40 protein-coding genes are annotated in these 20,305 nt (G+C 67.3%); 3 read left to right on the forward strand and 37 right to left on the reverse strand.

What is annotated here, in order from left to right; translation table 11 throughout:
- Positions 1–23 precede the first annotated feature (23 nt).
- From HII36_RS58555 to HII36_RS05710, 25 genes are read right to left on the reverse strand one after another with little or no spacing between them, the layout of a single operon-like run.
- A complete protein-coding gene (locus HII36_RS58555; RefSeq protein WP_328807597.1) occupies positions 24–560 on the reverse strand; it encodes a DnaJ domain-containing protein in 537 nt (178 codons plus the stop codon).
- A complete protein-coding gene (locus tag HII36_RS05595) occupies positions 544–789 on the reverse strand; it encodes a hypothetical protein (RefSeq protein WP_173521962.1) in 246 nt (81 codons plus the stop codon). The genes HII36_RS58555 and HII36_RS05595 overlap by 17 nt, the downstream gene beginning before the upstream one ends.
- On the reverse strand, positions 786–1,925 hold the full coding sequence (locus tag HII36_RS05600) for a DUF4200 domain-containing protein (RefSeq protein ID WP_173521963.1): 1,140 nt from the start codon (positions 1,923–1,925) through the stop codon (positions 786–788). The genes HII36_RS05595 and HII36_RS05600 overlap by 4 nt, the downstream gene beginning before the upstream one ends.
- The gene (locus HII36_RS05605) at positions 1,922–2,464 is read right to left on the reverse strand and encodes a hypothetical protein (protein WP_173521964.1); all 543 of its coding nucleotides are present in this window, start codon (positions 2,462–2,464) and stop codon (positions 1,922–1,924) included. Before HII36_RS05605 ends, HII36_RS05600 begins: the two co-directional genes overlap by 4 nt.
- The gene (locus tag HII36_RS05610; RefSeq protein ID WP_173521965.1) at positions 2,464–2,844 is read right to left on the reverse strand and encodes a hypothetical protein; all 381 of its coding nucleotides are present in this window, start codon (positions 2,842–2,844) and stop codon (positions 2,464–2,466) included. Before HII36_RS05610 ends, HII36_RS05605 begins: the two co-directional genes overlap by 1 nt.
- Positions 2,837–3,262 carry a hypothetical protein gene (locus HII36_RS05615; protein ID WP_173521966.1) on the reverse strand — a complete coding sequence of 142 codons (426 nt, stop codon included), beginning with the start codon at positions 3,260–3,262 and terminating at the stop codon, positions 2,837–2,839. The genes HII36_RS05610 and HII36_RS05615 overlap by 8 nt, the downstream gene beginning before the upstream one ends.
- Positions 3,259–3,759 carry a hypothetical protein gene (locus tag HII36_RS05620; RefSeq protein ID WP_173521967.1) on the reverse strand — a complete coding sequence of 167 codons (501 nt, stop codon included), beginning with the start codon at positions 3,757–3,759 and terminating at the stop codon, positions 3,259–3,261. Before HII36_RS05620 ends, HII36_RS05615 begins: the two co-directional genes overlap by 4 nt.
- A gap of 4 nt (positions 3,760–3,763) precedes the next feature.
- Positions 3,764–4,126, reverse strand: a complete 363-nt coding sequence (locus HII36_RS05625) for a hypothetical protein (RefSeq protein WP_173521968.1) — start codon at positions 4,124–4,126, stop codon at positions 3,764–3,766.
- Positions 4,116–4,376: a hypothetical protein gene (locus HII36_RS05630; protein WP_173521969.1), complete on the reverse strand. Its 261-nt coding sequence runs from the start codon at positions 4,374–4,376 to the stop codon at positions 4,116–4,118. Before HII36_RS05630 ends, HII36_RS05625 begins: the two co-directional genes overlap by 11 nt.
- Positions 4,373–4,663, reverse strand: coding sequence for a WhiB family transcriptional regulator (locus tag HII36_RS05635; RefSeq protein WP_173521970.1), 291 nt, complete (start codon positions 4,661–4,663; stop codon positions 4,373–4,375). Before HII36_RS05635 ends, HII36_RS05630 begins: the two co-directional genes overlap by 4 nt.
- Entirely contained in the window at positions 4,663–4,956 is a 294-nt protein-coding gene (locus HII36_RS05640; protein ID WP_173521971.1) for a hypothetical protein, read from the reverse strand. Before HII36_RS05640 ends, HII36_RS05635 begins: the two co-directional genes overlap by 1 nt.
- Before the next feature lie 45 nt (positions 4,957–5,001).
- Entirely contained in the window at positions 5,002–5,931 is a 930-nt protein-coding gene (locus HII36_RS05645) for a hypothetical protein (RefSeq protein ID WP_173521972.1), read from the reverse strand.
- Complete coding sequence (locus HII36_RS05650) at positions 5,928–6,479, reverse strand: hypothetical protein (RefSeq protein WP_173521973.1); 552 nt, start codon at positions 6,477–6,479, stop codon at positions 5,928–5,930. Before HII36_RS05650 ends, HII36_RS05645 begins: the two co-directional genes overlap by 4 nt.
- The gene (locus HII36_RS05655; protein WP_173521974.1) at positions 6,476–6,712 is read right to left on the reverse strand and encodes a hypothetical protein; all 237 of its coding nucleotides are present in this window, start codon (positions 6,710–6,712) and stop codon (positions 6,476–6,478) included. Before HII36_RS05655 ends, HII36_RS05650 begins: the two co-directional genes overlap by 4 nt.
- Positions 6,713–6,714: 2 nt before the next feature.
- A complete protein-coding gene (locus HII36_RS05660) occupies positions 6,715–7,095 on the reverse strand; it encodes a hypothetical protein (protein ID WP_173521975.1) in 381 nt (126 codons plus the stop codon).
- Positions 7,092–7,445 (reverse strand): hypothetical protein, encoded by a 354-nt coding sequence (locus HII36_RS05665; RefSeq protein WP_173521976.1) that lies wholly within the window; start codon positions 7,443–7,445, stop codon positions 7,092–7,094. The genes HII36_RS05660 and HII36_RS05665 overlap by 4 nt, the downstream gene beginning before the upstream one ends.
- Complete coding sequence (locus tag HII36_RS05670; protein WP_173521977.1) at positions 7,442–7,825, reverse strand: hypothetical protein; 384 nt, start codon at positions 7,823–7,825, stop codon at positions 7,442–7,444. Before HII36_RS05670 ends, HII36_RS05665 begins: the two co-directional genes overlap by 4 nt.
- The gene (locus HII36_RS05675; RefSeq protein ID WP_173521978.1) at positions 7,822–8,076 is read right to left on the reverse strand and encodes a hypothetical protein; all 255 of its coding nucleotides are present in this window, start codon (positions 8,074–8,076) and stop codon (positions 7,822–7,824) included. Before HII36_RS05675 ends, HII36_RS05670 begins: the two co-directional genes overlap by 4 nt.
- A 38-nt stretch (positions 8,077–8,114) precedes the next feature.
- Complete coding sequence (locus HII36_RS05680; protein ID WP_173521979.1) at positions 8,115–8,369, reverse strand: hypothetical protein; 255 nt, start codon at positions 8,367–8,369, stop codon at positions 8,115–8,117.
- 58 nt (positions 8,370–8,427) lie between these two features.
- Positions 8,428–8,847, reverse strand: coding sequence for a hypothetical protein (locus HII36_RS05685; RefSeq protein ID WP_173521980.1), 420 nt, complete (start codon positions 8,845–8,847; stop codon positions 8,428–8,430).
- Entirely contained in the window at positions 8,847–10,550 is a 1,704-nt protein-coding gene (locus HII36_RS05690; protein WP_173521981.1) for a recombination directionality factor, read from the reverse strand. Before HII36_RS05690 ends, HII36_RS05685 begins: the two co-directional genes overlap by 1 nt.
- Positions 10,550–11,527, reverse strand: coding sequence for a hypothetical protein (locus tag HII36_RS05695; RefSeq protein WP_173521982.1), 978 nt, complete (start codon positions 11,525–11,527; stop codon positions 10,550–10,552). The genes HII36_RS05690 and HII36_RS05695 overlap by 1 nt, the downstream gene beginning before the upstream one ends.
- Positions 11,524–11,721: a hypothetical protein gene (locus HII36_RS05700; protein WP_173521983.1), complete on the reverse strand. Its 198-nt coding sequence runs from the start codon at positions 11,719–11,721 to the stop codon at positions 11,524–11,526. The genes HII36_RS05695 and HII36_RS05700 overlap by 4 nt, the downstream gene beginning before the upstream one ends.
- Positions 11,718–11,924 carry a hypothetical protein gene (locus tag HII36_RS05705; RefSeq protein WP_173521984.1) on the reverse strand — a complete coding sequence of 69 codons (207 nt, stop codon included), beginning with the start codon at positions 11,922–11,924 and terminating at the stop codon, positions 11,718–11,720. The genes HII36_RS05700 and HII36_RS05705 overlap by 4 nt, the downstream gene beginning before the upstream one ends.
- Before the next feature lie 19 nt (positions 11,925–11,943).
- A complete protein-coding gene (locus HII36_RS05710; protein WP_173521985.1) occupies positions 11,944–12,246 on the reverse strand; it encodes a hypothetical protein in 303 nt (100 codons plus the stop codon).
- A gap of 283 nt (positions 12,247–12,529) precedes the next feature.
- Here HII36_RS05710 and HII36_RS05715 point away from each other — a divergent pair, with 283 nt between their 5' ends.
- Positions 12,530–13,057 (forward strand): hypothetical protein, encoded by a 528-nt coding sequence (locus HII36_RS05715; RefSeq protein WP_173521986.1) that lies wholly within the window; start codon positions 12,530–12,532, stop codon positions 13,055–13,057.
- Positions 13,058–13,460: 403 nt separating this feature from the next.
- On the opposite strand, the gene HII36_RS05720 is transcribed toward HII36_RS05715, so the two are convergent.
- The 3 genes from HII36_RS05720 to HII36_RS05730 all read right to left on the reverse strand — a co-directional run bounded on the left by HII36_RS05720 (position 13,461) and on the right by HII36_RS05730 (position 15,629).
- The gene (locus tag HII36_RS05720) at positions 13,461–13,793 is read right to left on the reverse strand and encodes a hypothetical protein (RefSeq protein WP_173521987.1); all 333 of its coding nucleotides are present in this window, start codon (positions 13,791–13,793) and stop codon (positions 13,461–13,463) included.
- Positions 13,794–13,905: 112 nt separating this feature from the next.
- Complete coding sequence (locus tag HII36_RS05725; RefSeq protein WP_173521988.1) at positions 13,906–14,682, reverse strand: SAM-dependent methyltransferase; 777 nt, start codon at positions 14,680–14,682, stop codon at positions 13,906–13,908.
- Positions 14,683–14,726: 44 nt separating this feature from the next.
- The gene (locus HII36_RS05730) at positions 14,727–15,629 is read right to left on the reverse strand and encodes a helix-turn-helix domain-containing protein (RefSeq protein WP_173521989.1); all 903 of its coding nucleotides are present in this window, start codon (positions 15,627–15,629) and stop codon (positions 14,727–14,729) included.
- Positions 15,630–15,953: 324 nt separating this feature from the next.
- Between HII36_RS05730 and HII36_RS05735 the strand changes: the two genes are divergently transcribed.
- A complete protein-coding gene (locus tag HII36_RS05735) occupies positions 15,954–16,181 on the forward strand; it encodes a hypothetical protein (RefSeq protein ID WP_173521990.1) in 228 nt (75 codons plus the stop codon).
- A gap of 66 nt (positions 16,182–16,247) precedes the next feature.
- Here the strand turns inward: HII36_RS05735 and HII36_RS05740 are convergent, their stop codons facing one another.
- From HII36_RS05740 to HII36_RS05780, 9 genes are all read right to left on the reverse strand, one after another.
- Complete coding sequence (locus HII36_RS05740; RefSeq protein WP_173521991.1) at positions 16,248–16,733, reverse strand: GntR family transcriptional regulator; 486 nt, start codon at positions 16,731–16,733, stop codon at positions 16,248–16,250.
- Positions 16,734–16,901: 168 nt separating this feature from the next.
- A complete protein-coding gene (locus tag HII36_RS05745) occupies positions 16,902–17,384 on the reverse strand; it encodes a hypothetical protein (RefSeq protein WP_173521992.1) in 483 nt (160 codons plus the stop codon).
- Between the two features lie 17 nt (positions 17,385–17,401).
- Positions 17,402–17,608, reverse strand: coding sequence for a hypothetical protein (locus tag HII36_RS05750; RefSeq protein WP_173521993.1), 207 nt, complete (start codon positions 17,606–17,608; stop codon positions 17,402–17,404).
- Positions 17,608–17,820 (reverse strand): hypothetical protein, encoded by a 213-nt coding sequence (locus tag HII36_RS05755; protein ID WP_173521994.1) that lies wholly within the window; start codon positions 17,818–17,820, stop codon positions 17,608–17,610. Before HII36_RS05755 ends, HII36_RS05750 begins: the two co-directional genes overlap by 1 nt.
- Before the next feature lie 49 nt (positions 17,821–17,869).
- Positions 17,870–18,205, reverse strand: a complete 336-nt coding sequence (locus tag HII36_RS05760; protein WP_173521995.1) for a hypothetical protein — start codon at positions 18,203–18,205, stop codon at positions 17,870–17,872.
- Positions 18,202–18,354 carry a hypothetical protein gene (locus HII36_RS05765; RefSeq protein WP_173521996.1) on the reverse strand — a complete coding sequence of 51 codons (153 nt, stop codon included), beginning with the start codon at positions 18,352–18,354 and terminating at the stop codon, positions 18,202–18,204. Before HII36_RS05765 ends, HII36_RS05760 begins: the two co-directional genes overlap by 4 nt.
- A complete protein-coding gene (locus HII36_RS05770; RefSeq protein ID WP_173521997.1) occupies positions 18,354–19,064 on the reverse strand; it encodes a 3'-5' exonuclease family protein in 711 nt (236 codons plus the stop codon). Before HII36_RS05770 ends, HII36_RS05765 begins: the two co-directional genes overlap by 1 nt.
- Before the next feature lie 73 nt (positions 19,065–19,137).
- Positions 19,138–19,515, reverse strand: coding sequence for a ParB N-terminal domain-containing protein (locus HII36_RS05775; RefSeq protein ID WP_173521998.1), 378 nt, complete (start codon positions 19,513–19,515; stop codon positions 19,138–19,140).
- Entirely contained in the window at positions 19,512–19,808 is a 297-nt protein-coding gene (locus HII36_RS05780) for a hypothetical protein (protein WP_173521999.1), read from the reverse strand. Before HII36_RS05780 ends, HII36_RS05775 begins: the two co-directional genes overlap by 4 nt.
- A gap of 149 nt (positions 19,809–19,957) precedes the next feature.
- On the opposite strand from HII36_RS05780, the gene HII36_RS05785 reads away from it, so the two are divergent.
- A partial coding sequence (locus HII36_RS05785) for a hypothetical protein (RefSeq protein ID WP_173522000.1) occupies positions 19,958–20,305 on the forward strand: 348 nt, incomplete at its 3' end.

The raw sequence follows: 20,305 nt of genomic DNA on the forward strand, positions 1-20,305 counted from the left end.
GATAGCGGTACCGCTTTTAGCGTTCATCTCGCTCGTGGTGGCCTGCCAGTCCGGTCGTACTCCGCGCGGCGGCGAGGGTCGGACAGCACGTGGTACGCCTCCCCGATCTCCTGGAACCGTCTGGCCACCTTCGGGTCGGGGTTCACGTCCGGGTGGAGCTGGCGGGCCAGCCGGCGGTACGCCCTCGTGATGTCGTCCTGCGTAGCGGCCCGGGTGACTCCGAGCAGGACGTACAGCAGCCCGGCCGGCGGCGGCGCAGGCCTGTGCGGCTGCCTGGGTGGAGGTTGGGACGACTCCGGGACGCGCGGCTTCCCGGGGCAGGTGACCGCGTGAGGCATCATCCGCTTCTCCGGCGGGACGAGCGGCCGTTCCTCGGTGATGCGGCGGGAGCGGAGGACTCCGTGGACGTCTCTCCAGACGGCGGTGTTGCCGTCCTCGTGCGGGGCCAGGTCCACCGCGAAGTCCACGCCCGCCACGGTGCGGGTCCAGCGGACCGCCCGGCCGCACGGCAGCTTGTCCTTGCTGCCCCGGCACGGCTTGACGTCAGCGCGGGAGAGCACGCCGCTCCCCTGTTTCGGGATCGACTTCGGCGACCATCATGAGGTGGCACGCGTGGCCGAGCTCGTAGCACGGCGAGCACCTCATGAACCCGTTCGCGAGGGTGTCGAGGTGTTCGGCGCAGGCCGCCTCGTCCTGGAGGTGTTCGTGAACGCACACGGTGGTGCGGACCGCTACGGCCTCGGCCGGGCACTCCATGATGAACATGATGCGGGTGTCGCAGGTCCTCATTGGGCGCCGCCGTACCGGGCGAACACGGCGTTGATCGCGTCGAGCTCTGTCTTCGCCCGGTCACGGTCGGCCTTCATCTCGTCCAGCTCGCCGAGGAGGCCGGCGTGGGCGGCGCGGGCCTCGTCGCGCTCGGCGCGGGCTTCGTCGCGTTCGCGGATGGCCTGGTCTCGCTCGGCTTCGGTCCGCTGGATGGCCTGCTCGAACCCGATCAGGGCGCGGAGCGCGGGCCCTGCGGTGGCCGGTGGCATGGCCGGGGCCGGTGCGGGTGCCGGGGTCTTCTTGGCGGGTGTCTTCCCGGCGGCCGCGGCCGCGACGGCGCGGGGATCGGGCGTTGGCATCTTGGTGATCGTCAAGCCTCCGTCGTTCCATTCCAGGGCGATCCACCAGACGGGCGGGTTGGCGCGGGGGCGGTGGCAGCGGGTGTGCTCGGTCCGGTTCAGGTACTGGCGGACTTCCTGCTGGTAGGAGGTGTCCCAGTCGGGGCAGGCGCCCTTGATGATCTGGGAGAGCGCGCCCTGCCACTGCACGCCGACGACTCCCCCGTTGGTCAGCGGCTTGTCCCCTTGATCGCGGGCGGCGTCGCGGAGCAGCCCCCACAGGGCTTCGGCGTCGGCGAAGATGTCGCGGGGCTTGCTGCGGGTGATTGTCGCGGTGTCGCCGATCTTCGGCACGGTGGTGTCTCCTTCGGTGGCGGCGGTGTTGGTGTTCTTGGTGAGGTAGGCGATCACCTCGGCCTCGCGGGCGTGCAGCATGTCCGCGTACGACTTGGACTCGACGGGGCCAGGGGTGTGGAGGAGGCCGCCCGACACGTACGGCTTGATGCCGTTCGCGAGGGCTGCGCCGACGAGTTCGTCAACGCTCCACCAGGTGTCACGGGGCATGGTGTCGGCTTTCTCGGGGGAGGGGTCGGTGGCGGCGACCATGGGTGAGGGTTTCGTGGGGTGGTCGTTCAGCAGGGATCGGATCTTGGTCTTGTAGTTGTCGAGGCCGCGGCCCATGGCCTGCAGCGGGATCTCGCCCGTACGGCCGTTGGCGGGGTTGGTGATCAGGAACTTGCCGTTGGCGAGCTGCATCGTGAAGCCGAGGCGTTCTGTCTCGGCTTCGACGAGCTTCTTGACGTCGGACTTGTTGGTCATCTGGCGGGCTCCTTCCTGATGCGCAGGCCCATGTGGTCGGCGTAGGCGGCGGTGCCTGCTGCGCCTCGACTGGCGGGGTGCAGGTGGGCCAGGACCTCGAAGGCGCCCCCGCGGCCGGCGGCGAGGCCGAGCATGTAGCCGTTGCGGTACGGTCCGGCCGATTTGGACAGCTCCCGGATGTGCCACGGCGCGGGATGCGTTTCGACGGTCACGCCGGGCGTGTTCATGGCCCACTCGTACGTCCACCGGTCGCCGCCGGGCGGGTCGTCGGTATCCGGGTTGTAGCCGACGATCACGTGGAGGCGTCCACCGGCTCGCGCCAGCGTGGTCTCGAGGTCGGCGCGGACCCGGTGACGGGCGGCGCCCCGCCACCCCGTGTAGACCAGGGTGAGGGGGCGCGGCCGGGCGAGGCTTTCGAGCTTGTCCCGGAAGACTTTCCGAATGTAGTCGGCGGCTTCTGGGGTGATTCGTTCGTCGTCGAGGACGTGGGCGAGCAGCAGGCGTAGGTGCGCCCGATCTGATGGGGTTAGGTCGAGCATCAGCCGCCAACTCCGCCCTTGCTGCTGCTGCCGAACCCTCCGCGTATGACCGTGCCGGTGCGGCTGGTGACGTTCGTGTTCGCTGGCAGGGTGCGGGTGCCCCCGCGCACGTAACCGGGCCGGTTGGTGGTCGACGAGCCGTACAGCCAGTGGTAGTAGGCGGCGTGGGAGCCGCCGTTGCAGAACCGGTCGTCCACCACCTGGTACGTGCCGTCCACCTGCTGCGTGGCGATCACGCAGTCAGCGACGACCTCCGGCACCTCCTCCTCGTCACTACCGGACGCGGCGATGGCAACGGCGATGGACAGCACCGCGACCACGCCGATCCCGACGACGCATCCTTCGTTGTCGCTGCGGCGCCGGTAGGTACGGCTAGGCATTGGCGGCCGCCTGGTGGGTGCAGGTGGCGACGGTGACGTTCTTGACGATGGATAGCGTGACGGGCTTGGCGGGTCCGGTCTCCTCCCACATGGGGTGCCCATCCTCGTCGCGGACGACTTCGCCGTCTCCGTCGCGCTTCAGGTCCATGTTGCTGCGGATGGTGTCGCGGCTGGAGCGTCCGGTCGGCTGCACCTTCACGCGGGTCTCGCGCTTCAGGTCCTGGTGGGCGGGGTTGTCCGGGTCGAGTCGGGCCCACCGGAAGTTGCCGTACTCGTACACGGCCTCATAGATGTCGAGGACTTCGCCCTCCTGCATGTCGCAGAGCCCGCCGTTTCCGCGCGGGTACAGGATGAGCGCGCCGACCGTGTACGGGTTGCCCCGCCAGTCGGTGAGCGTCATCGGCTGCTGCTCGGTCATCGGTTGTCTCCCTTGTGAGTGCAGGTGTCGACGGTCTCGCCGTGCAGGGCGAGGTGGTCGGGGCAGGGCCAGGTGGGGCAGACGTCGTTGGCGCAGACGGTGACGGGCCGGGTCGCGCACATCGAGCACATGGTGATGAGCGCGTGGACCCACTGCTTTTGGTGGGCGGGGCAGTTGACCCATGTCTCGGTCGTGGTGGGCTGGTGGCGGGCGTCGACGCGGTCGAACGCGGCGCGCAGGTCGATGCCGCCTTCCTGGCGTGCGGTGTCGGTAGAGGACATGTCGGTCCTTTCGGCGACAGGCCAGTTCACGGCCTCATCGGTGATCACGAGAGAGGCGCGCTGCCCCTGCAGGGTCCGGCGCGCCTTCATGCGTTCCTTGATCTGGTCTTGGGTGGGCGGGATGTAGAGGTGCCAGCCGGCCGCTCGTGACCACCGCTGGAAGTGGTCGCGCTGGGCGAGGCCGCACCAACGGCACCCGGCCGGCGGCGCGACCACCCGCTCATCCATTGCCGCGCCGCACCTGACGCCGCTCCCGCCGCGACATGTACAGCTGAATCCCGTAGGCGCCGCCGCGGCGGTGCGCGATCCATTCGGCTTCGGCGTAGCCGCCGGGCTCGACGCCCACCGTGCAGACGGTCTGGACGAACTCGGTCATGGACATGGGGAACATGCGGGTCTGGTCGTCGAGCCACATGACGTAGCCGGCGGCGCGGCCGCGCGCGAACTGGGCGAGCTGGAGTCGCGCGGTGAACGGCTCTGGGGAGCGCCACACGATCTCCCCTTCGGGGACCCATGACTGCCGCAGCAGGTTGCCGAACTCGTCGAACGGCACCAACGCCTTGTCGTCGAGGTCATCGGCCATCGGTACCTCCCTCCTTGTTGCTTGCGGCCTGGGCCAGGGCGTGACGAGCGATGGCCGCTCCGCGCAACCCCTTCGGAGGGACCACCGGGGGCGCGGGCGGGGTGTGGCTCCAGCCGTTGGCGCGGAGCCAGGCGATGACCCCGAACGCGAAGTCGATCGTGCTGGCCCGTTCGCTGGTGTCGGTGTGGTCTCGGTCGTAAGCGCGGCTGGCGATTTCCCGTATCGCCTTGTCGTCGGCGTCGCTGGTCACGACGTTCTCCTTTCTCGTGCTGCTTTGCGTTGCTGGCTGCGCCGGTAGGACCTGCGTTCGTCTTCGTCGAGGCCTCCGGCGACGCCGTACTGCGCTGCGCTGGCTTGCAGGTGGAAGTCCAGGCATTCGGTCTGGACGGGGCAGGAGCGGCAGAACTGCTTGGCCCGCTGGATGCGGTTCTCCTTCTGCTTGGGCGTCTCGCGGTCTTCGCCTTCGCCTGGGCCGAAGAAGAGGCGCACGTCTTCTCCCTTGCAGACGGCGCGGTTCCGCCACCCTGAGCCGGGCATCAGCGGCTCCGCTCGGTAAGTCCCATTTCGCGGGCGGCGGCGCTGTACCTTTCGGCCTGCCGCAGGGACATCCGCGTCTCAGCGGCGACCTGCTGCAGCGTCTTGCCGCGGTTGATCAGGTCTGCGCACTTGATCACCTTGGCGAGGCTTTTCTGGGTGCGTGGCATCCAGGCCGGCCCGGTCTCGGGTCGGATGACGTGGTATCCGGCGTGGTCGAGGGCGTCGAGGATGCCGTCTGCGGTGGGGGTGCTCGCCAGGGCGTCTGTGATGACGTCGCTCAGGGTGTCAGCCATGGCATTTCTCCAGTTTGACAGCCTGATTGCGGTCCCGCTTTGTGTTCATACCGACTCGCGCAGCTTGCCGAGGTTGAGCTCCGCTCGGTTCAGCAGTCGCTCCAGCGCTTCCCAGGTGGTGCCGAGCCGTGCGGCGAGAAGTTCCCCGTCGATCTCCTGCGTCTGCGGGTTGATCGGCGGTTCGGTCGCGACGATAAACCGCGCATCTTCCAACAGAGCCTGGCTGTTCCGCATGAGGCGGGCCCCTTCGAGGGTGCCCTTCTTCTTGAACAGCTTGAGGTGGCTGGTGCACAGTCGGCGCTCGTCCTTCGACCCGTTGACGCACATCGGATAGGAGCAGCGGACCATCTGCCACGGCTTGACTCTCGGGTCGTCGATTGCGTCTGCCCACGCCTCCGCTGGGTGCCACCCCCGCTCCCGTGCTTGTTTACGAAGCCCGGTGACGGTGCCCTTCCGCAGGCCAGCGGCGTACGGGTCGGCTCCGATGAGGACGTCGAACGCTTCGCGGATGCGCCGGTTCAGCGCCACGGTCACTCGTGGTTTGGTCCCGATGCGCAGCGCCTTCAGGCCAGCAAGCTGAGCGTCCGCGACGTCGGCGATCTCCGTGGTCGGCCAGCCCTGCACTGCGAGAGCGCGTAGGCGGCGTGTCGCTCCGACGGGGTTGATGAGGTAGGCGTCGGGAAGGTCGTCCACTGTGACAGTGAGCAGCGCGTCCGACATGCGTGCGCCGATCCGCGCTGGCGGCGGCAGTTCCCGCGCAGGGGTGCCCTCGACCAGGTGTTTTACTCCGGTGGCGGCGACTTGCGCAGTGCTCGCGATGGCGGCATAGCTCGCCAGCCATACCGTTCGTAGCTCTTGGACGTGCTGGCGAGCTGGCAAGGCGTCCACCATTCCGCGCCACGTCCCGAGCTTGATCTTCTGCTTGCGCTCCCGCATGGCGCGACGTCGAGCGAGAACGACTTCTGAGACCGTCACTGGCGCACCTCCGGCCAAGTCAGCTTGTCCAGCGCCGCCCGGTGCGCCTTCGGCATGTCTGCGAGGGGCTGCCCGAGGTGGTCGGCTCCCATCGCGGCGAGCACCGCGGCGTCGGCCATGTCGTGCTTGCCGCCGGTGTGGAACATCGGTAGGCGGCGGGCGACCGAATCGACGATCTCGTTCTTCTCGCCGCTGCCCTTGCCGAGCGCGTACGTCTTCAACGTGCTCTGCGGCACTTCGACGACGGGCACTCCGGCGTCGGCGATGATGCCCATCGTCCGGTAGTAGAGGTAGGAGCGTTCACCGGCGCCGCCGCGGCCGCCGTCCTTCCGGTTGAAGACCAGCTTCTCAACCAGGACGAGGTGGGCCTTCTCGGCGTTGGTGAGCACGATGATGCGGCTGGCCAGCTCGTTGAGCGTCCGGTACTTCGCGTGCAGGGGCATGTTGGTGATGCCGTCTCGGCCGACTTTCTCGCACCAGCCGAGGCCGGTGGCCATGCCGGTGCTGGTGAGGGAGAGGTCGAGGCCGACGACGTGGAAGGGGATCATGTTTTCCATTCCTTCGGGCGTTTGAGGACCTTGTGCAGGCCGTGGTCGAGGAAGAAGTCAGACCACAGGGCGGGGTCCGTGGCGACCTGCTCGGCCGGCCGGGCGGCCCTGTGGTGGCGGTGTCTGCGGAGCCGTCGCCGTTCGGCTCGGAGCGCGAGCAGGGAGAGGAGGAGCAGCCCGGCGGTGAGCAGCACGGAGAGCGCGCCGATCACCGCCAGGATGTTCTTCACCACGGTCACACCGTGCCGTCCACCTGGATGGCGTCGAGCTTGTGGCGCAGCGAGGTCTTCTCGGCTGCGGTGGTGAGCAGATCGCGTTCGGCCGACTCGGCACGCTGCACCTGGGCGTTCAGCTCCTGGTTCAGCTTGTACGCCAGCTCGGACGCGGCTTCGTACTGGGAGCGGAGCACGGTCATCTCGTCGGCGAGGTCGCGTCGCATCAGTTCGGCGCCGACGATCAGGCCGAGCATGATGCCGACGAACAGGCAGACTCCGGCGATGACGAGCGCCCACATCCCGCCGAAGATGACGAGGCCGCCGAAGAACGCGATGGCCGCGCCGAAGACGATGGCCTTGTGGTACGGCTGGGTCTTGGCTGCGAGTTCGTCGAACGTCACTTCGTGACCTCGCTCTCGATGGCCAGGATGTTCGGGTAGGACGAGGTGACTTCGACGCGCCATCCGTTGACCTTGAGCCGGTAGGTTTGGCCGACCTTGAGTGCGCCGTAGATGTCGGAGCTGTTGAACTTCAAGCTCAGCCAGGCGTCGGTGTTCTCGTAGACGCCGCGGTCGGTGAAGATCAGGTAGCGGCACTCGCTGCTGCTTTCGCAGACGCGTTCCTTCGATTCGACGGTGGCGGTCTCGATGCGGTTGGTGCTGGTCTTGGCCGCCGCGATGCCGATGATGACCAGGAGCGTGATCGCGAAGAAGGCGAGCCCGCCGATGACCTCGACGTCGTTGCGTCTCATCGCGCACCACCTTGCAGGGCGGCGTCGATGCGCGCCTGCTGGTCGACGGAGACGTGGGGGCGGGTCATCTCGGCGATGAGCCTCGTAGCGGGCCGACCCGCGAACTGCTCCCCCTCGATCGGCTTGTCCGCCCGGAGCTTGGTCAAGGTGGAGGGCGGGATCTCGACGCCGTGCTCGCGGAGCGCGGTGACGAGGCTTTCGACGTCGGGCAGCGCGCATGGGGTGTATCCGATCCAGAAGACCTCGACGTCGTCCTCGGCGCCGGGGGCGGGAGGGTCGAACGCCGTGGCCCAGTAGGTGTTGAGGGGTGCGTCCCAGCCGACCGTGGTCACCCGCTCGTCGGGCGAGCCGGGGGCGTTGGGAATGGTGTAGCGGCTCATGATCTTCCTTGGGGGTCGTTGTCGGCGTGGGCCTGGAGGACCGCGACGCCGTCAGGGGTGTACTTGGCCAGCTCGTACGCGGCGGCGTAGTCGGGGAACGCAGCGGCGAGCTGGACGCGCTCGTGCGCGATGGCGGCGTCGAACGTGGCGAGGAGCCTCTGCACGAACGGGCTGCCGGGCCTGCCGCCGCGGCCGAGGTGGAAGAGGACGTGGGCGGCGATCGTCGGGGTGATGTGCGGGTCGCGGTGCATGCGAACTCCCTGGGCGGTGGTGACGATCGGAGGCCGGGTCAGGTGGTGGCGTTCTCTCGGGCGTACTGCTCGTTGTCGAGCTTCTGCAGCGCTGCGACGATGTCGCCACGCCAGCCCACGACGGAGGCGGACAGCTTGTCGGCAATGTGCAGGGCCTCCAGCAGGCGGGCCCTGTCGGTGAGCGCGACGGGGTATCGGCGGTTGCCGATCGCAAGGACGGTCTCCTGGTCGGTCAGCCGGTGCTCGATCGTGGCACCGGTGACGTCGTCGTACTCGACGGTGATGGTCTTCACGGACTCTCCTTGAGGGGCGGGCCGGCGCCCGCGGGGCTGCGGGCGCCGGGCCGGGGGGCTAGTTGAGGTGGTCGGGGGACAGGGGGGCGTAGGGGTCTTCGACTTCCTCGCCGTGCCAGGCGGTGGAGAGTCGGACGAGGACGACCCATGCGGCGTCGTGGACTGTGCGCGCGAGCGGTGCGCCGAGGCGGGCGTTCTCGGACAGGTCCTGATGGACGTCGCGGATCCGCTCCAGGCGCTCTTGGAGCTCGGCGAGCTGGTGGCGGGCCTGCTCGCGCTCCTCGCGGACGGTGGGCTCGAACGGCACGTACTCGGCGAGCAGCCCGAACGCCCTGCAGGTCAGGCAAGCGATGCTGCCGCAGACGCCCGCGTGCTGCGCGATCTCCGCAAGGAGGGCGGCGCGGTGCTCGCGCTCGCGCTTGGTGCGGGCGAGCCGGTCGGCGCGGACTGCTGCGCGCTGGTCGTTGGTCAGACGCATCACTGGCTACCGCCGGGGGTGACCTCGCCCTGGTTGAGCTTCTGCAGGAACGCGGCGTAGTCGGCGTTGGACGCCTCACCGGCCGGCTTGCGGATGTCGGCCTCGAACGCGACCGACAACTGCTGGTTGGTGCCGCCGAGGTCGCCCCAGACGTTGGAGATGCGCTGTTGCAGGTCCTTGCGGTAGGCGGCGGCCTGCTGCATGAGCAGCTTGACACCGGTGTCCACCCGCTCGGCGCTGAGGTCCTTCGTCGAGGTCACCTCGACGCCCAGATGCTCGACGATCCAGGCGAACCGCGCATCGTCGTTCTTCGCGGCCGATCCCTTGCCTGTGTGGATGGTCACTCCGGCATCTCCGAACCACACGCCGAGGTCGCGCAGCGCCTTGGCGGTCGGCTTCGGCTGCTCCTCGTCCTCGACGACCTCCCCGTCCACGATGTCGCCGTCGTCGGCCGCCGCGCTGTGCTGCTGGCGTGCGGCCTCAAGGAGCGCTTCCGCCCGCTCGGACGCCTTGCGGGGTTCGTCCGCGATCGGGCCTGCGGCGGGCTGGCCGAGCTGGTCGGCGAACTCGCCAAGCTGCTGCAGGGTGGCGGCCTTCATCGTGGTGCCGGTGCGGTCACGGAACGCGGTGTGGAGCTGGCTCGTCGTGCCTGCCCACGCGGTCATGATGTGCTGGCGGACCCGATCAGCCTCGGGGTCGCTCGCCGCTGGCGGCGTGTCCGACTCTTGCGAGTGCGGAGGCTCCCCTCCGTGCGGCGCCTTGGGTGTCTCCGCTTGCGGAGCCTCCGGGGCGGCCTGTCCCTGCGTCGCGTTCTTGTCCTGCTGCGGAGGGAAGGTGGCGACACGGGCCTTGGCCGCGGCCTCCACTTCCTCCCCTCGGCCTTGCCAGGCAGGGTCGAGCTTGGACGTCCTCCAGATGGCCACGACCGCATCTCGGTCCGTGGCCGCTTCGATCATCGCGAGGTAGTCGGTCGCAGACCCGGCCTCGATCGCTCGCTGACTCTCACCAGCGCGGGCCAGCTCGGCGCGGCGTCGTGCCTCGCCCGACATCAGCTCGTCGAACCCGATGCCCTCGATCGTCAGGCCGGGCACCATGTACGTCGTCGGCTTCGGCTGCTTGGTCTTCGGGTCGATAATCGTGCCGTTGCGCTTGGCCAGGTACAGCCAGGCGTCCACGTACGTTCCCGCGTGGGCCAGGAACTCGGCGGCGTTCGGGAGTTCCGCCGCGGCGTTCTCGCCCTTGCTGTCGAGTCGCCATAGGCCGAGGCTGGGCACCTTCTTGAGGAAGACGCCGAGTCGCGTGGTGGGCTTGCAGAGGCGGCTCTTGATGTCGCGGTCAGCGCCGCACAGGCACGGGCCGACGAACGGGGGCTGCATCGTGACGCCTGTGCAGCGGCGGATGCAGACCTTGGCCTCCCATGCCTCCATGTTCTGCGACAACCCGTTGGGCGGGACGATGACGGGGATGCGGGTCGCGGTGGTGATGACCTCGAACTGCGGGCCCTCGGGCGACTGCCACGGCTTTGCCTGGCCGCCGTACAGCTCGGCGACACCCCGGATCATCTCCTCGGACGGCGAGGTGAACCGGAACGTCTCGATCTTGCTGGGGTACTCCTTGCCGTTCTGGCTGGTCTTCTTGATGCCGAGGCGGATCCGGCCGTCCTGCCAGTGGCGGCGCTGCAGTACGGAGGGGTCGATGGGCATCAGGCAGCGTCCTTCCGGGTGGTGGTCTTGCTCGGGGGCTGGATGGGCTTGAAGCCGCGCATTTCGAGTCCGTGGACGTAGTGCGCGAGCGGGAGCAGCCCGCAGAACGCGTCAAACGCGTCCTGGTCGGCCGGGAGCGGCACGAACCCGTAGCCGTTGGTGCGGAGGTTGAGGATCGCCGTCCCGACGAACTCCGGGATGGCGAATTCGTGGCTGGCGTCGTGGTCGTCGGTTTCGCCGTACCTGCACGACGGCGGGCACACCAGGGCGACCTCCGCGTTCCGCAGCGCGGCGAGCTGCAGAAGGTAGTCGTCGTAGACGGCGCTGGCTGGCTTGGTCAGCGAGGTCTTCATGTCGATGAGCCACAGCCCGGACGGAGTCGGGATCGGGTCCGCCGGAACCGCACGCGGTTTGAACCTCGGCATGATCGGCGACGTCGGGCCGGGGAACCGCAGGTTGGCCCAGATGTCGCTCGTGCCCCCGTAGGGGATCGTGCGGTTCAGGACGGTGCACTCAGCCGCCACGATGTCGCGGCGCAGGTCCACTCCGAAGTCGGCGAGGAACTGCCGGTAGGACTCGACGAACGGTTCTGCTTCCTCGTCGGGGATGTACGCCTTGCCGAGGTTGATCGCTTCGCCGATGGCGTGGACGCGGGAGCCGAGGTCGGCCTTCTTGTCCCACTGGACCCGGTACTGCTTCTTAGCTTCCTTGATGAACGCCTCGACGTCGTCCGGGTCCATGGCCGCGCGGTTCGCCGCAGGCAGGTTGTCCATCAGCCAGATCGCGGTGTCCCTCGCGGCGGCCGGGGCCAGGGCCTCGATCATGTGCTGGTCGATGGCGTTGGTGACGGAGATTTTCATCCGGTTCGGGTCGTCCGGGCCAAGCATGGGGTCGCAGTAGTAGCGGCCCGCGCTGGTGGGGACGGCGTGGCTCGGGTCGTACTCGTCGCGCTCGTCCTCGTGGATGACGATGCTCACGCGTCACCGCCGAGGTGCCCGTCATAGTCGGCCTGTCCGAACCAGCCGAAGCGGTATTCGTCCTCGATCATCGGGTCGAGCGCGGGGCCTCCGCGGTGGCTCGGCCGGCTCGGCTGCTGCTCGTCGTCCTTGAGGGCGCCGAGGTAGTCGAGCAGTTCAGGGTTGGTGGGGGGCGTGATGGTCGGTGGGGTCACTGGGGGTCCTCTTCGTACTCGGCGGCCAGGAGCTTGCGGCCGGTCTCCTCGATGAGCTGGGCGGCGGTCTCGTAGTCGCCGAGGACGTCGGCGAGCAGACGAGTGAGCTCGGACCGGACGTCCCAGCTCCAGTGCTTGGCGGCTCGTGTGGCGATGAGCTGCGCCAGGTCGTCGGTTGACGCCGCTTGTGTGGTGTTGGTCATGCTGATTGCGGCTTCGCTTTTAGCTGTGTGGGACGTACTGGACGTAGACCAGGACGGCCTTGGTTCCGTCGTCTCTGGCGACGGTGCGGGTGGTGACCTGGAACGTCCCGGTGGGGTCGTGGCGGAAGCCGCGGTAGCCCTTCTTGACGCCGTTGAACAGGCGGTTGGCGTTGCGCCTGCCTTCGACGGTGTCGGGGTTTTCTGCGATCACCGCCCACTTGTGGGGGTTGGCGCGGAGCGCGGCGGCTACTTGGGCGTACTCGTCGGTGGTGCGGGTTTCTACGCGGGCTGGGTCTTCCCAGCGGAGGATGCCGGTGGGCATGGCGATATGACGCTCCGTGGCGTTGGGGGTTTGGTTTGCCGGGCGTTTCGTCGGTGCGCTCCGTTTTGGTCGCGCACGATCGAACCGACATAACCGACACTATCGCGTCTTGACGCGTCTTGCAACGCGTGACGCGTCAAGCGCGTCACGCATACTACCTTGGAATTGTTACGGAGAGTAGTTGACTGTTTGGGGATGTATCGGACGCGCTCGCGCGTCAGTTGATACCGTTGCGCCCAACCCGTATGACGCATCAGACGCCACGAAAGGACATGGACGCGCCGTGGCTGACATCAGCACCCCATCAGAAGTGGTTCAGTTCATAGTTGAACGACGAGAACACCCAGGCGGTCTGCGACGACGCATCTCCACCCGAGCCGCCGCCAAACGCGCCTCCGAGCTCGCCGGCGGCGAGCAAATCTCCGAACCCACCTGGCGACGCATCGAGGCCGGCGGCAGAGAGCCGGAGGATCGAGAGATCGTCCTGATGGCGGTTGCGATCAACGATCTGGCAAACGAAGTCATCATCACCCCCGATGACTTCGACCAACGAGACCGGCCCGCGGCAGCCGAACTATTCCGCAAATGGATCCGCGAGCGGAGCCGGACCGATCCAGCCCTTGCAGCTTTCGACCCTGACCTCACGCCCGAGGTCCTGCAACAGAATCTCCAGATGATGCTCAGCGAGATACGTGCACTGAAGCGTGTCTCACCCGAGCAGAAGGCCAAGATGGAGAAGGCCCTGCTGCAGAACCTCGGATCAACGTTGGACGCATATCGAACCCAACTGCACATCATGCAGCCCGAGTAGATCAGTTCATCCAACAGCGCGACGCGCAGGCGTCGCGTCAGCACGGGACGCCGCAGAGTGAGTCGCATCTCGCTGGCGTCGCGACCTCCGCACGGTACTCAGAGGTGTCATCGCCATGCGTCACGTCACCAAGGAGCCAGAGCAGCGGCCTGCCTACGAGCCCATCTACCGTTGCGGGCCGCTGATCGTCAGGTTGACCGACAACGCCCCTCCACTACGTACGACGCGACATCACATGCGATGGTTTACACGATCCTGAACCTTTTGCGGGTCGACCCGCTCGCGACCGTCAACAGGGTAAGCGCCCGATCAGGCCGCGAGCAGGTGCCAGTCGAGCCGTCTCGCCCAGGGCCGAGGCCTGCCGAGCCGTTGCGACTGGTCCGTCTTCCACCTCGACAACGTCTCAGCGGCGAATAGAGCGGATCTCGTCCTGAACAGCTTCAAACGAACGTTTGTGTTTCTGGCCAAGGCGCGAGACATGCCGCCCCATGCGGACCCGCCGCCACCACCGGACGGTCTGGAACGTGACAGGTACAGGGACAACGGCAGTCCACACGGCCAGCAGCACGAACACGATCACGCTGAAGGCTTCGTTGGAAAGCAGGAGCAGGAGTGAGGTAAAGGTCGCTGCCCAGCTCACAGCCGACATCGCGGTCAGCCCGAGCAGCCAAACACGAATGGCGCGGCAGATCATGGTTTGGTGGATGATCACGGGAATCCTCGATTGCTTGCTCATGGAGCGTTGCGCTCCGGCACGTGGGCGAGGAGTTATCAGCCTCTATGCTTTCTTGATCACTAGTTGATGCGTGATGCCGAGCGGCCCGTCACGATGATGGAGGTCACCGGTGCTATCGACGGGTCAGGATGCCGACGCCGGCCACGTTCTCCACGGCGTGGTCGGGGAACAGGTCGTTCTCGACCGGCCGCCACTCCGCGACCGGGACCAGGCCCGGGTCTAGAACGCTCCACCCGTCGAAGAGAGCCGTGATCTCTTCGAGAGAGCGGATCCTGACCGGGTCCGAGGTCTGCTGGTACAGGGCTTGAGCCGCCTTGACGTCCTTAGGCGGCACGAACGCGTTGCAGGCGTGGGAGAGGGCGAGGTAGCTGCCAGGCGCCAGGGCATCGCGCAACTGGGCCAAGTAGGCGCCGGCCTCGTCTTCGGGGACGAAGTGCATCACGGCGACGGCGATCAACCCGACCGGTCGGGACAGGTCGAGGAACCCCGCCGCATGGAGAAGGATCTCGGCAGGATCTCGGACATCTCCCAGCAAACTGGATATACCCGGCTGGCGCGTCAGCGCCTTGCAATATGACACCACCGTCGGGTCGGCGTCCACGTAGACCACGCGAGCGTCGGCGTGAACCGTGCGCGCCACGTCGTGCACGTTCGGAGCGAGGGGCAGCCCGGCGCCGATGTCGAGGAACTGGTCGATTCCTGCGTCGGCAAGCGCCTTGACCGCGCGGAGCATGAAGCCGCGGTTGGCTCGTGCTGCGGCTTTCACCGTGGGACGGTGCGCCAAGAACGTATCGCCGGCTTCTCGATCGATGAGGTAGTGGTCCGTGCCGCCCAGGAAGTAGTTGTAGATGCGAGCGGAGCTGGGCGCGTCAGGGGGTGACTGAGTCACGGGGGATCCTTCCAGGGGGGTAGGGGTGAGGCTGTGCGGTAGCTCTAGAACGCAGACAGGCGTTCTCGGATCTGCAAGAGAACCTCGGCGGTGTCGTCTGCGGGACAGGCCACGCAGACCACCTGCTCGAACAGTCGGCCGTGCGTCTCGCTGTCCGGTAACTCAACGATCTCATCGCCGACTGGTCCGTGAATGGCGAGGATTTGGGGTTGCCCGGCACTCCTGTAGATGGTGAACGGCCGGGTCATGGGCACGAAGCTGCTGCCCATCGGGTTGATCTGGATCGTGACGCTTCTGGTCTCGGTGGCGCGGATCAGGGCGTCGAGTTGCGACAGGTGCGTTTCCAGGTCGCCTCCGAGCACCCGCCAAAGAGCTGGTTCCTCGATGGCCGCCCACAAGACGGGGGTTCCGTCGTCCTTGGAGAACAGCGCCTCCTGACGCAACGCCAGGTTCGCGACATGAGCGTCGGTCGACGCAGTCGGCGGCGGCGGGTAGTGGGTGGCTTGGTGAGCTGCCCGCGCGTACTCCTGGCTACGCAACAGCTCCGGAACCAAGGCCGGCTGATAGCAGCGGATCAGGTCGGCAGTCTGCTCGTAAGTCCATAGGGTGGTGTCTCGCAACGGGACGGCCGAGACGTCCCACCAGGCGGGTTCCCTCCTTCCCAGCGCCAGCGACACGAGCACCTTCTGCTGAAGCGGGTCGGTCACACCGTAGAGCGCCAGCAAATCGAGCAAGTCCTGCCGCCTGATGGGCACGTGCCCGTTCTCCAACCGGCTGATCTTTGACTCTGAGACGCCAAGGGCCTCGGCGGCGGTCAGCATCGTGAGCTTCCGCTCCCGACGTAGCTGACGGAGTCTCGCGCCCACCAACGCGCGCCCCGAACGCTCTTGGTCCTTGCTCACGGCGTTCTGGTATCCCCCGACCATCTGAGACAGGAAGCTGCCCACGGCTCGATCAACTTGCACGCGACATGATCGCATGCAAGTTGCCACGGATTGATCAACTTGCACGCGACAAGATCGAGTGCATGCATGGAGTGGAGAGATTACGCGCAAAGATCCGTATTCGTCTAGTTTTCTGGCTCGCGATGCGCGAGGATCGCAGCTCGGAAAACTTGCACGAAGCGGGAGACATCCGGCCGAGGGGGCCCGCGAAGCAAGATGTCAGGGTGAGCCGCAGCAGTTGACTGCAGGCGGGTGCGCGACTGTCGGAGCGAGAGAGTACGTTTACCGACACGTTCGTCCAGAAAGGGCAGAAGCATGAGACTAGCGATGGCGGCCCTCGCAGCGGCCTTCATCGTCGGCACCGCGGCGTTCACCGCAGCCGTCGTCCATATAGTCCGCATCGACGAAGCCAGTGCCTCAGGCGTCGCCATCATGGCGGGAGCCTGCGTTGTCGTAGGCGCGACGGTGATGCTGGCCGTCCGCCGCCGGCCGCATATCGCCGCCCATGCGGACATGTACGAGTCCGCATTGGCGCAGGTCAGCGCTGATCGCTGATGGCAAAAGACACGCGATGCAGCCCCGCTTGCTGCGGGCTACATCGCGTGACTGCGGACACTCGGGTTAACGCGGTTCCGGCCACTTGTCGCGGCTCGCGACGAACGTGCCGATCGCGGGCACGGTGTACGCCCAGCCCTGCTCACGCAGCAGATTGACAGCCGCTCGGACCGTCTTCTTGGCCGCGCCGAACTCCTCGATCATCACCGACTCGGACGGCAGCACCTCGTCCGGCTTGTAGGTGCCCTTCCTGATGCCCTCGATGATGGCGTCTGCGATTCGCTCGAACGCCAGCGGCTCGCGGATCTTGGGAGCGTCGGGCGGGCCGACGTAGGACCCTTCGGCGCGGATGGTGTAGATGAGCCCCGCTTCACGCAGGTCAGCCAGGGCTCTGCGGACGGTCTGCCGCGACGCGTTGTGGGCCTCGCACATTTCGGCTTCTGTGGGCAGCGACTGGCCGGGCTTGAGCCGGCCGGCGTCGATGTCGGCCTTCACGGCGTTGAAGACCAGTTGGTAGACCGGCACGGGCCCGCGGGGGCGTCGCTTGTTCATGGCCAAAGCATACATCTTGGATACCTACACGCACATTTAAGGAGTCAGTTGGTGGGGGTAGGAGAGCGGTGATCCCCAGAAGCCAAGAAGCCCCGACGCCAGCGGCATCGGGGCTTCTGCGCGGGTTTGCAGACACACACGCACAGCTAGCTTACGCCGCGCGTCCTGTCAGCGTCGTCGGGTGGGAGAGCGGCGCCGCGGCATGACGACCTCGCCGACCACGGTGAAGTTGGCCCAGAGGCCGCCGTCCTCGTCATCCACCAGCACGAGGGTGTATCGCAGGCCGTCGAACGGGCACACCAGATCGGTCTCTAGTCCGTCCCTGGCCTCCACCGTGATCCGCCGTTCGCAGCACGGCACGTCGGTCCTGACCTCCTCCCCCGCCTCCTCGGTGTACCGCTGCACCAGCCTGCCGGGAATGAGCTGGGCGAGCGTCACGGGGTTGCCCGGCCAGATCGGCGGGATCTGGGCGGGCTCCGGCTGCGGGGTCCGTGTCGGCTTCTCCGCTACCTGCAATCCGACGTCGTTCACCGCCTCCAGCATCCGTTCGGCCAGCGCCAGCCGGTCGTGCTCGCTCGCGATCGTGGACAGGCCTGCTCGGGCCATCACGTACGCCGCCTGAAGTCTCGGGCTCAGCATATGCAGCGGCATGCTGCGGCCGTCGCCCATCACACGGTCCCGTACTTGTCGTCGATCCGGTCCCACGCGGCCGCGCCGACTTCGACCAAGTCCTCGGCGTTCTCGATGAAGTCGAGCGCCCAGTGCATCGGGTTCGCCTCCTGCCAGCTCTCGCTCCTGCAGGCGGCCGCGGCCAGCTTGACGAGGTCTCGGACCTGGTCGTCGGTGAGGCCCAGGTGGCTGAGGTCTACGGCCATTACTTGTCCCCGTCCTGCGTGCGCTCGGGCGCGGGCTGGTCGGCTGCCAGGTCGGTGACCCAGTTGCCCATGATCAGGACCGCGAGGAGGCCGAGGCCGAGGATCCACGTGATCAGGCCGCTGTCCCGCATCAGGTAGGCGAAGGTCAGCCACATCGCCAGGATGAGCAGCAGCGTGACCAGGCAGACGACGACGCGGATGGTGGGCTTCATGAGGGGTTCCTTTCGGTGGAGGGAAGGCTGGGGAGGCCGACGCGCTGTCTCACGCTCGCCTCCGCGTACTGGTGTGGGCCAGGCATGAGCCCTTCGAGCAGGTGGGCAGCGGCTCCCGCCCAGCGAGCCTGCGGAGAGCGGGCTGGAACGGCTTGAGATACCAGATGTTCGCCTCCAGCAGCACCATCACCGGCCCGCCAGCGGCACCCAGGAACTCGAACGTCATGCCCTCGTGCATGACGTTTCTGCGCTCATCCCTGCAGCCCTGGCACAACTCGATGGGGTCGCAGGTGGTGATGAGGGACAACCGCTTGAGAATGCGTGGCGCGTGGTAGGCGACGCCGACTGCCCAGATCAGAAGTAGGACGTCCGGCCCGGTGATCACGACGTGCTGTCCCTTTCGGGCCGGTAGGCGATCTCGTCGCGGACTGGGTCCTTCCAGGCGTCCACGTCGAGCGCGTCGAGCGCTGCGTGCGCCTGCTTCATGGCCTCGGTCCAGTGGGCGACCCGCTCGCGCTGCGACTGGCGGGCCATCACCGGCCGCTGCGGACGGCGTCGTACACGTCGCGGTCGAGTCGGGCGTCGCCGAGCGCGGTGTGCCTGGTGCCCGGCTCCTGCGTGATGCCGACGATCTCCCAGGCCGGGCTGTCCATGTAGCCGTCCAGCCAGTCCTGAACGTACGGGACGGCTTCGGGCTCGAACGCGTCCTCCACCTTGCCGTCGAAGGCGGACAGCCGACCGTCAACGTAGCCGATCAGCAAGGCGCGGATGTCAATCATGCGGTGGTGGGCAGTGAGAAGCTGCCCGTTGGCCCGGAGGAACTTGTCCAGGAACTTCCGGTCGAACGACGGGTTGTTCGCGACGATCGTGGCGCCGTCCAGCATGGGCGCGAGCGTGCGGGCGATGCCAGCGGCGGTCGCGTTCTTGTAGTGGTCACCCTCGGCCGGAGGCCCGCCCGTGAAGCTCTTGACCCAGTTGCCGCCTTCGGGGACCTGGATGTCCGGCGAGAGCCGGCGGGCTCCACCGATCTCCTTGTGCTGGACACGGCACCGGTCGTAGTACCGGCCGGTCTTGAGCGCGGTGGGGTCGGCGTGCGTGAGGTCCGGCCGGACCTGCCACCAGTATTCGACGTCGGTCCTGACCGGCTCGCGCAGGTCACGCATGATGAGGCCGATCTCCCACAGGTCGCCGGTGCGGTCGTCGAGGGAGGTCGTTTCGAGGTCCAGAATGGCGAGCTTCTTCATCGGTTCCTTCTGTTCGTCTCAGGGGGCGCCTCCTCGCCCGAGGTGGGCGAGGAGGCAGATTGCGTTTCCGCTTTTAGCGGTAGTGACCAGGTCCTTTGTCGCCTCCGTACATGCGGACGCGATGCTCCTCGTCGGGCGTGAGGAGGACCGCGGGCAGGGTTTCGACGCCGGCCTTCCGGGCTTTCCAGATGCGGTGCCAGCCGTCGATCACCAGGGTCCCGAGTTCGGGCACGGGCGCGACGATCAGGGGCTTGCTGAGATCCACGGTGGCGGCGTGGTCCTCCTTGACGTAGACCAGCCACAGCATGGGGGCGACGTCCGCGACGCGCACGACGTCGGGTTCACGGCCTTCGACGATGCGCTCGGCTGCGGAGATGTTCCAGCCGAAGAAGCCGAAGCGGAACACCTCGCGCATGCGCGGCCTGCCCTGCTCGGCCGGCTGGGCGGTCACCTCCATTTCTCCTCGTCGACGGCGTCGGTGAGGCTGGCGATGAGGGCTAGGGCCTCTCCGAGGGTGATCTCCTTGAGGCTGGCTTCGACGGTGCGACTGCCGGGCAGGGCGGCGATTTCGATGGCGTTGCTGCCGTCGACGCGGAGGACGGCGACGGGCGAGCCTGCGCAGGTGTACTCGTGCGGGTCGGGTTCGGCGGCCACGGCTTCCTTCCTGGGGCTGTGTGGTGTTGGTGCTGGTAGCGATGTGCCACCAGGTGGCGAAGGGAAGTTGATCTTGATGTTCGCGATCAACCCCAGAATAACATAGAGGGAACCGTTACATACAAACAGGGAACCAGTGGTTTGGTTCGCAGAACGAACGTCCCGCACGCGTCTGAGACGACAACACGAACCAAGACCCGTACGGTAGGAACCAACGCCACACCGCCACAGGAAGCCACATGCCGCGCAAGCCAGAACCGCCGCAGCGCCCCACACTGTTCGACGACCCCACCTCCGAGCAGCAGCAAAAAGCGGGACCGCAATCCACCCGCCGAACCGGACCCCGCAGGATCCGGGCGCCCAAGTGGACCGACCTCGTGCCCACCAGCGTCTACCTGTACGCCGACATCGACAGACGCCTCACCCAGGCGCTCACCGACGCCGGCATGGGCCCGCAAGAAGCCTTCGAGATCGCTATTAACCGCTACTGCGACGCTTTGCAGCCGCCGATCCAGACCGAGTTCCCCGAACCGCTCACCAAGGCCGACCTCGCGCTGCCCCGCGACCCCTGTCTCTTATACGCAGCT

The organism is Nonomuraea antri (genome assembly GCF_013283785.1).
Classification (GTDB): domain Bacteria; phylum Actinomycetota; class Actinomycetes; order Streptosporangiales; family Streptosporangiaceae; genus Nonomuraea; species Nonomuraea antri.